Here is a 7306-nt window from a genome sequence, read left to right as displayed (position 1 = left end):
AGTTATTACCTGTTTCCCATGCTGGAGCAGATGGCGTCCGATACATTTTACTTTGAGGACAAAGACCTCAGTGGTAATATAGAAATAACAGACCTGACGTTTAATTTTTCCTATGTATTGCGAAGCGTGATCACCTATCCGCAAGATATTAATCGGGGTACCTGGTACTTTTTCCCGCCAATAGGGATATTGCTTATTATGCCTGTTTTATTACGTTTCTTTGTCCGTAATAAATCCGAACAATTGAAATATGCCGATATTGGTGTAATCATAGGCCTGATCTATATTACACCAAACTTAAATGTATTCCCGTGGGATGTTTTTCCTTTCCGCCTGCTGGATTTTATCCAGTTCCCGTGGAGGTTGTTCGGCTTTTCCAGCCTTTTCTTTGCCATAGCCTCGGGGTATTATTTGTCGCAGATACTTAGAACAACAAGAAAGCAGCTGATAGGAAGCATTGTTGTGTTTGTAACCTTTGTATTCATATACACAATTATCGATAATGATGCTTATTCGTATAATAATATTAAAAGGAGAGGCTATGAATATACAATAGGCAAAGATACGCCATTGCGGGAACAGTTGCAGCAGTACTCGAAGAAAGATTCGTTGCTTGTATATTGGCACGTTGCGGGAAGAGAATATTTTCCCACAAAGCTGCCTGGCTTTGATTATATCTGGTCAAGGGGCGATACCGTGAAAAGTAAAAATGCCGCGACATCTATATCCGGATTCAGCAAAAATAAAGGAATAACGAGTCTTGATGTAGATGTATATATTCCTGACAGCCTGGAACTTCCCCTGGTGTATTACAAGGGATACGCGGCGGAAATGGACGGCAAAAGGCTTCCTGTGAGCGAAAGCTCCAAAGGATTGGTACAAATTCCGGTGGATAAACAAGGACATGTGAAAGTCTGGTACAACGGTACAATTATCCAGCGTATAAGTTATTGTGTGTCAATCATAAGCATTATCATATTGTGCCTTTATATTTTCCGCGATTTTTTTCGGAAGAAATTTCGCATATGATGAGAAGCCTAAATTTTCCCCACTGACGCGATTTTACGAACCGTATCCTTCCCGAGCAGGGTTGATATGTTTGTTCCGGCACTGATCCTGCCCCTTTGGGAAGGGTAAGACCCTTATCTTATATTCGCGATACTGATAATATCCGAAAACACCCCGGCGGCAGTGACGCTTGCGCCTGCTCCGTATCCTTTTATTATCATAGGGTATTCGTTGTATCGTTCGGTGGTGATCTGTATGATGTTATTACTACCTTCAAGATCGTAGAAAGGATGGTTTTGTCCCACTTCCTGCAAGCCTACTTCGCATTTCCCTTTTTCATATTTAGCGACAAAACGGAGATGCTTATGCTCGCTTTCCAGTTTCTTGCGTCTTTCTTCAAATTCAGAATCCAGTTGGCGGATATTTGCCCAGAATTCTTCAATCGTACCATTGAAATACTCTTGCGGAACAAACAGGTTTTTCTCTACATCGGCCTGCTCTACCTGATATCCTGCTTCACGTGTAAGGATAACCAGTTTGCGGACTACATCCATCCCGCTGAGGTCGATGCGCGGGTCCGGCTCCGAATACCCGCTTTCCTTAGCCAGATAGATGGCTTTGCTGAAAGGAATATCTTTGCTTATGGTGTTGAATATAAAATTGAGCGTACCCGAAAGTACGGCTTCTATCTTTACGATTTTGTCTCCCGAATTAATAAGGGAGTTCATTGTATTGATAATAGGAAGCCCGGCACCCACATTTGTTTCGAACAGGAACTTTATATTGCGTTCGCGTGCTGTATTCTTCAGCTTTATATAGTTGTCGTAGGCAGACGATGCCGCTACCTTATTGGCTGTGACCACCGAAATGTTTTGTGACATCAGGTCTCCATATATCTGTGATACAGGTTCACTGGCGGTACAGTCTACAAATACGGCATTAAATATATTCATATTTATAATCCCGTCGCGCAGTATTTCGGGTGAGCTTGGTATGCCTTTTTCGTCCAGTTCGGTTTTATAATTATCCAAGTTTATACCTTCGCGGCAGAACAGGGCTTTGCGTCCTCTGGCTATACCTACAACATTTAACTTGAGTGCATACTGTTCCATCAGCTTCGGTTGTTGCTGGCGGATCTGCTCTATCAGGTTTCCTCCCACTGTACCGATGCCTACAATAAAAAGGTTCAACGCCTTATATTCCGACAGGAAGAACGAATCGTGAATAGAGTTCAGGGCTTTACGCAGGTACTTGTTCTTGATGACGAATGAAATATTTACCTCCGAAGCTCCCTGCGCACAGGCAATGACGCTGATGCCGCTCTTACCGAGTGTCTCGAATAATTTTCCGGCAATACCCGGAGTGTATTTCATATTCTCGCCTACAATAGCGACTGTGGCAAGTTCGGTTTCAAGTAATACCCGGTTGATGCTGCCTAATGAGATCTCTTTTTCGAATTCTTCTTCAAGCACCCGTACGGCAAGGTTTGCGTCCGCTGAACGGACACCAATGGAGGTGCTGTTTTCGGACGAAGCCTGTGAAACCAGGAACACACTGATGCCATTCTTAGCCAATGCACGGAATATACGGAAATTGACACCGATAATACCTACCATCCCAAGCCCCTGTACTGTAATCAGGCAGGAGTCGGAAATGGAAGAGATTCCTTTTATCATGGCTTTGCTCTTTCTGGTCTCACCGTCATGCGAAATATATGTACCCGGAGCATCAGGTTTGAATGTATTCTTTATGCGGATAGGTATATTTTTGTGATATACCGGGAATATTGTAGGCGGATAAATCACTTTTGCCCCGAAGTTACAAAGTTCGGTGGCCTCTGTGAATGTAAGGCTTTCGATTACATGCGCATTGTTTATTACTTTGGGGTCGGCTGACATAAAGCCGTCGACATCCGACCATATTTCCAGAATATTGGCGTCTAATGCCGAAGCGAATATGGCTGCGGTATAGTCCGAGCCTCCCCGTCCGAGATTGGTAATCTCCCCGGTCGTTTTACAGGTGGATATAAATCCGGCAACCAATACTTTTTTCGATGAATTTTCAAAAGCATTCCGTATCAGCTTATTTGACAGTTCCATATCAGGCGTATGTTTCCCAAACGCGCAATCGGTCTTGATAAGCTGTGTCACATCGAGTATCTCATAATCTGAGAATGCATAACTGATGATAAGAGTAGACAGGCGTTCGCCATAGCTGACTATCTTATCTGATGTTTTTGGAGAAAGGTCGTTGATAAGAAATACTCCTTTGAAGATATTGCTTAATTCATCCAGTAGTTTGTTGACTTCAACCGCCAGTTTTTCACGTTGAGGTTCGGATATATCAAGTTTGCAGACAACCGTTACATGTTGTTCCACTATTTCCCTGAATTCCCGTTCGTATGAATAATCTCCGGCTGCGGCCAGCCGGGAGGTCGTTAATAATTTGTCCGTTATACTTTTGAAAGCTGAAACTACTACGACTATGGGTTCGTTAACCCCGCTTATTATTTTCTTTACATTGGCTATGTTTGCGGCGGAACCTACGGATGTGCCGCCAAATTTCATTACTTTCATTTAGTATATTGTTGGTTTTGCTTTTATTGCTTTATTTGATATTTAAACTTTTGATGTCTTTTCTGTCTGTGTACATCAGGTTATTTTCTTTTTTCCTGTCTAGCGAAGACCCGCGTTTCAGTATGCGTCCGCTATATCCGTATTTAGTGTATGACTTAGTTCCTCCTGTCAGTCTGGCCATAGCAGCTTTAAGCATTGTTTCGTCTTTGTCTCCCAGTTCTTGTAGTCCGTAAAGGAGCATATCCAGATCTTCTGTTTCCCATCCGCTGTCAGGCGAAAAACCGTTAGCGTAATTAGAGGATTCCGCTGCCGGATATAGTTTATTATGGGATTTGAACGTTATTGGCCACAATACATATGTGTTTCTGGTATTGTTTTCTTCATATATAGCCCAAGAACCCACATTTTTACCTACAGTGGTTTCTCCTACAATGTATATATTTTTACCCGTGTTGCTATAATAAGGCTTAAGAGCATTTATTGTCAATTCACTGGCAGATGCAGTATTACCGGTAACTATGAAACAAAGATTATCGAGTTGGTCTCCCAGTTTCGGAATAGAGGCCAGTATAGGTGCTTTCTCATCTTTTTGAACATTATCTGTAAAATATTCGTACATCCAGCTTATTTTGGCTTTATTGGTATCTGGTAGCCTGTCTAACTGTCCTTGTATTTCGGAGTTGTATGTTTTTACTTCGAATAAATTCTCAGTATTTCTGCTTGGTACTAAAGCACTTGTTATGAACTTGGCACTCCGGACAAGTCCACCCCCATTGTAACGCAAATCGAATATCAGATCCTTTACGCCTTTTTCTTTGAATCTGGAGAATATCTTAGAGAGTTCCACATCGTAAGGTAAGGTTGATTCCCCTCCGGCTTCATAAGAATTGTATATTATATAGCCGATACTGCGATTATTCACAGTATATATACTGTCTAAGAAAATCGGATTTTCAACATAACCGGGAGTTACATTTATTGTTTTCGTTTCAGTAATACCTTTTTCCAAATCTATCTGATTTGTTGCATATTCTATTTTATAACTGCTTTTTCCTTGTAATAATGCAGAATACCAATTATTTTTATTAATTTCTACATCATCCACTTTTCCAATTAAATAGCCCCGTTTCAATCCTTGAGTTTCCGCTAGAGAACCTTTCTTTACATAGGTAATCACATTTGCCACATATGCTACGGCGCCGGATTGATTCAAGAAATAGACGCCAATAAATTCAAAGCCTAAATCTGAAGAAGATGTTGTAGCATTATCTGCAACAGCAGATTTGGGTAAACTTATATGCGTACCCTCCATTCTTGAAAATGGCTGACCATCATATAAGCTGCTTTCATAACTTAATAAACTTTCGAAGAAAACATACGGATCTGCATTAAAATTCAAATCGGATTCTTTCGGCAGTTTATTATTCCATAGATAAAAATATGACATACTGTCCAGTATCCAGTTGTTTACATATTCGTTATCGGTCTCTTCCCCTTTATCTTTGGATTTATTATCATCATTGTCTTCGCATGCACAAAAGAGCATGAATAAAGATAATATAGACAATAAAAATGTCAGTTTTGCTTTCATAAATATTAACTATTTGGTACGTATTATAATAAATTGCCTGCAAAACCCTATATTTTATAGACGTTTGCAAATATATGGATTATATATCCTTTTACAAAATTAATTCACCTTTGCCCTGCCGTATTATTTCCGGTTCATCACCGGTGCAATCTACGATCGTAGACGCTTCTATGCCTCCATATCCTCCGTCGATGACGATGTCGACCAAATCCTGATATCGTTCATAAATCAGTTCCGGATCAGTGGTGTATTCTATCACTTCATCATCATCTTTAACGGATGTTGTCATAATAGGATTACCTAAAGTATGAACGAGTTCGCGTATAATATTATTGCCGGGAATACGAATACCTACGGTCTTTTTGTTCTTGTATATTTTGGGAAGGGATGAAGTCGTATTCAGAATAAATGTAAAAGGGCCGGGCAGGTTCTTTTTCATTAGTTTGAATGTGTTATTGTCCACTCTGGCATATTCGCTGATGTTGCTCAGGTCGTAGCAGATGATCGACAGATTACTCTTCTCGGGATTAATGTCTTTCATCCTGCATATTTTTTCCACCGCCCGCACATTGAGTGCATCGCAGCCAATGGCATAGACTGTGTCGGTAGGATAAACAATAAGTCCGCCGTCCTGCAAAACTTTTACAATCTTATCTATCTCTTTCGGGTTAGGATTTTCTTCATATAACTTTACAAGCATAGTATAATTCAGACTATAGTATTTTTCCTGATAATCAATTACTGTTTATGTAATACAATTAAGCTCTGCGTCAGGGATCAATTGTATTATTGTCAAAGATATAGCAATAATCTTTAATCTTTCTTCACAAATTGAAAAAACTTACAGAATTAACATAGACTTAATACCCTTTGATTGTAAAGGATAATTGCTCTTTTGGGGATTAATCTTTTTTGCAACGGACCGAAAAGTGATTGTTACGTGAACTGGGAGACCAGTCTATGGAACTGGTACTATTGTCTACCCTTCGCTTCCAGGAATTGGCTCCATTGTAGGAACTGCTGGCCCACCAGTGGTTGCTTACTCCATAACCGGTTACCCTGTTTTGATTTGCAAACCCCACCAGATAACCGGCAAACCCGCCCTGGTCGGAAGGCTTACTGGTCCCCAGGTATGCGCCTGCCGCCTCTGTAGAGTTCTTCATTACATTGCCTGCGTTTGCATCAGTCGCTGTTGTCTGGGAACTATAGAGATCGGGGCGGAGCTTGAGGGCTTCAGTCAGTATGTACCATTCAGTGTCGGTTGGCAAATGCCACCCCGGAGGACATACACCCTGACGCCTGACTTCGGTAGTCGCTCCCGCCTGGTTATATCCTTCGTTATTTGCGTCATAAGCAGGGGGATTATCTACATTACCTTGACCGGTTGTGGTATTACCTTTCTGCGAAGAGGCGGCAGCCCAGTTGTACAATTTGCCATTTTCGCGGATGCGGGCAGCGGTTGCACCTGTATTGCTTGGGGTATAATATTGCATAGCTATATAAGTGTCCGCAGGGCTGTTTGTTAGGCCTTGCGTATAGCGTAGATTCTGTGTCATCCATATTCCCGCGTCAATTATGACAACTTCGACAGAGGTACAGCTATATGGATTACCCGCCTTAACCGAATGGAAACGTGCCGTATGATATGTCTCGCCGTCTCTCGAGTCGACCAGATCGGCTTCAGGACCAGCCAAAGATGGAGGGATGGTATTTATGGGGTATAAAACCAGTGGTTGCCATTTACTTCCTGTCCACACATGTACTCCCGGGCATAGGCGGTCGGCTTCGCTGGTTTCTATCTTTGTCGTATTATATACAACCGCTCCTATATAGTCCGAGTTGCTTGTGGCTCCGCTGGCAATAGTGAGTATATTGTTCGCCGCCAGTTCCAGACGGGGAAGCATCAACCCTTTGTTGCTGGTACCGTTCAGATTTTCTTTCAGGTCCAGCAATGCTCCTTTCGACGGTGCTTCAGTAGAACCTATAGTTACTTGGGAAAATGCTCCTGTAGGAACTAACGCAAGTATTGCAATGGATATGTAAAGTAATGAAAAAAAGATTTTCATACTGACTGGTATTATGATTATAAACAAATCAGGGCGAAAGTAGTTCTTGATAAATAAAGGAATCG

At 41.6% G+C, this 7306-nt stretch carries 4 protein-coding genes and 1 pseudogene; 1 reads left to right on the top strand and 4 read right to left on the bottom strand.

What is annotated here, in order from left to right; genetic code table 11:
- Window positions 1-1029, top strand: a pseudogene (locus tag ACFO6W_RS22690) (hypothetical protein); the annotation flags it as partial.
- Between the two features lie 113 nt (window positions 1030-1142).
- On the opposite strand, the gene thrA reads toward ACFO6W_RS22690, so the two are convergent.
- The 4 genes from thrA to ACFO6W_RS22670 form a co-directional block, all read right to left on the bottom strand.
- Window positions 1143-3584 (bottom strand): bifunctional aspartate kinase/homoserine dehydrogenase I, encoded by a 2442-nt coding sequence (gene thrA / locus ACFO6W_RS22685; RefSeq protein ID WP_380000791.1) that lies wholly within the window; start codon window positions 3582-3584, stop codon window positions 1143-1145.
- A 31-nt stretch (window positions 3585-3615) separates the two neighbouring features.
- Entirely contained in the window at window positions 3616-5175 is a 1560-nt protein-coding gene (locus tag ACFO6W_RS22680; protein ID WP_380000789.1) for a S41 family peptidase, read from the bottom strand.
- A 91-nt stretch (window positions 5176-5266) separates the two neighbouring features.
- Window positions 5267-5875 carry an L-threonylcarbamoyladenylate synthase gene (locus ACFO6W_RS22675; RefSeq protein WP_380000787.1) on the bottom strand — a complete coding sequence of 203 codons (609 nt, stop codon included), beginning with the start codon at window positions 5873-5875 and terminating at the stop codon, window positions 5267-5269.
- 202 nt (window positions 5876-6077) lie between these two features.
- Window positions 6078-7241 carry an FISUMP domain-containing protein gene (locus ACFO6W_RS22670; RefSeq protein WP_380000785.1) on the bottom strand — a complete coding sequence of 388 codons (1164 nt, stop codon included), beginning with the start codon at window positions 7239-7241 and terminating at the stop codon, window positions 6078-6080.
- Between the last annotated feature and the right edge of the window lie 65 nt (window positions 7242-7306).

Origin of the sequence: Dysgonomonas termitidis, from assembly GCF_042654545.1 — a bacterium.
Lineage (GTDB): Bacteria > Bacteroidota > Bacteroidia > Bacteroidales > Dysgonomonadaceae > Dysgonomonas > Dysgonomonas termitidis.
Note: the sequence above shows the minus strand (reverse complement) of the source record. Positions and strands in the feature narration are given on the sequence as shown.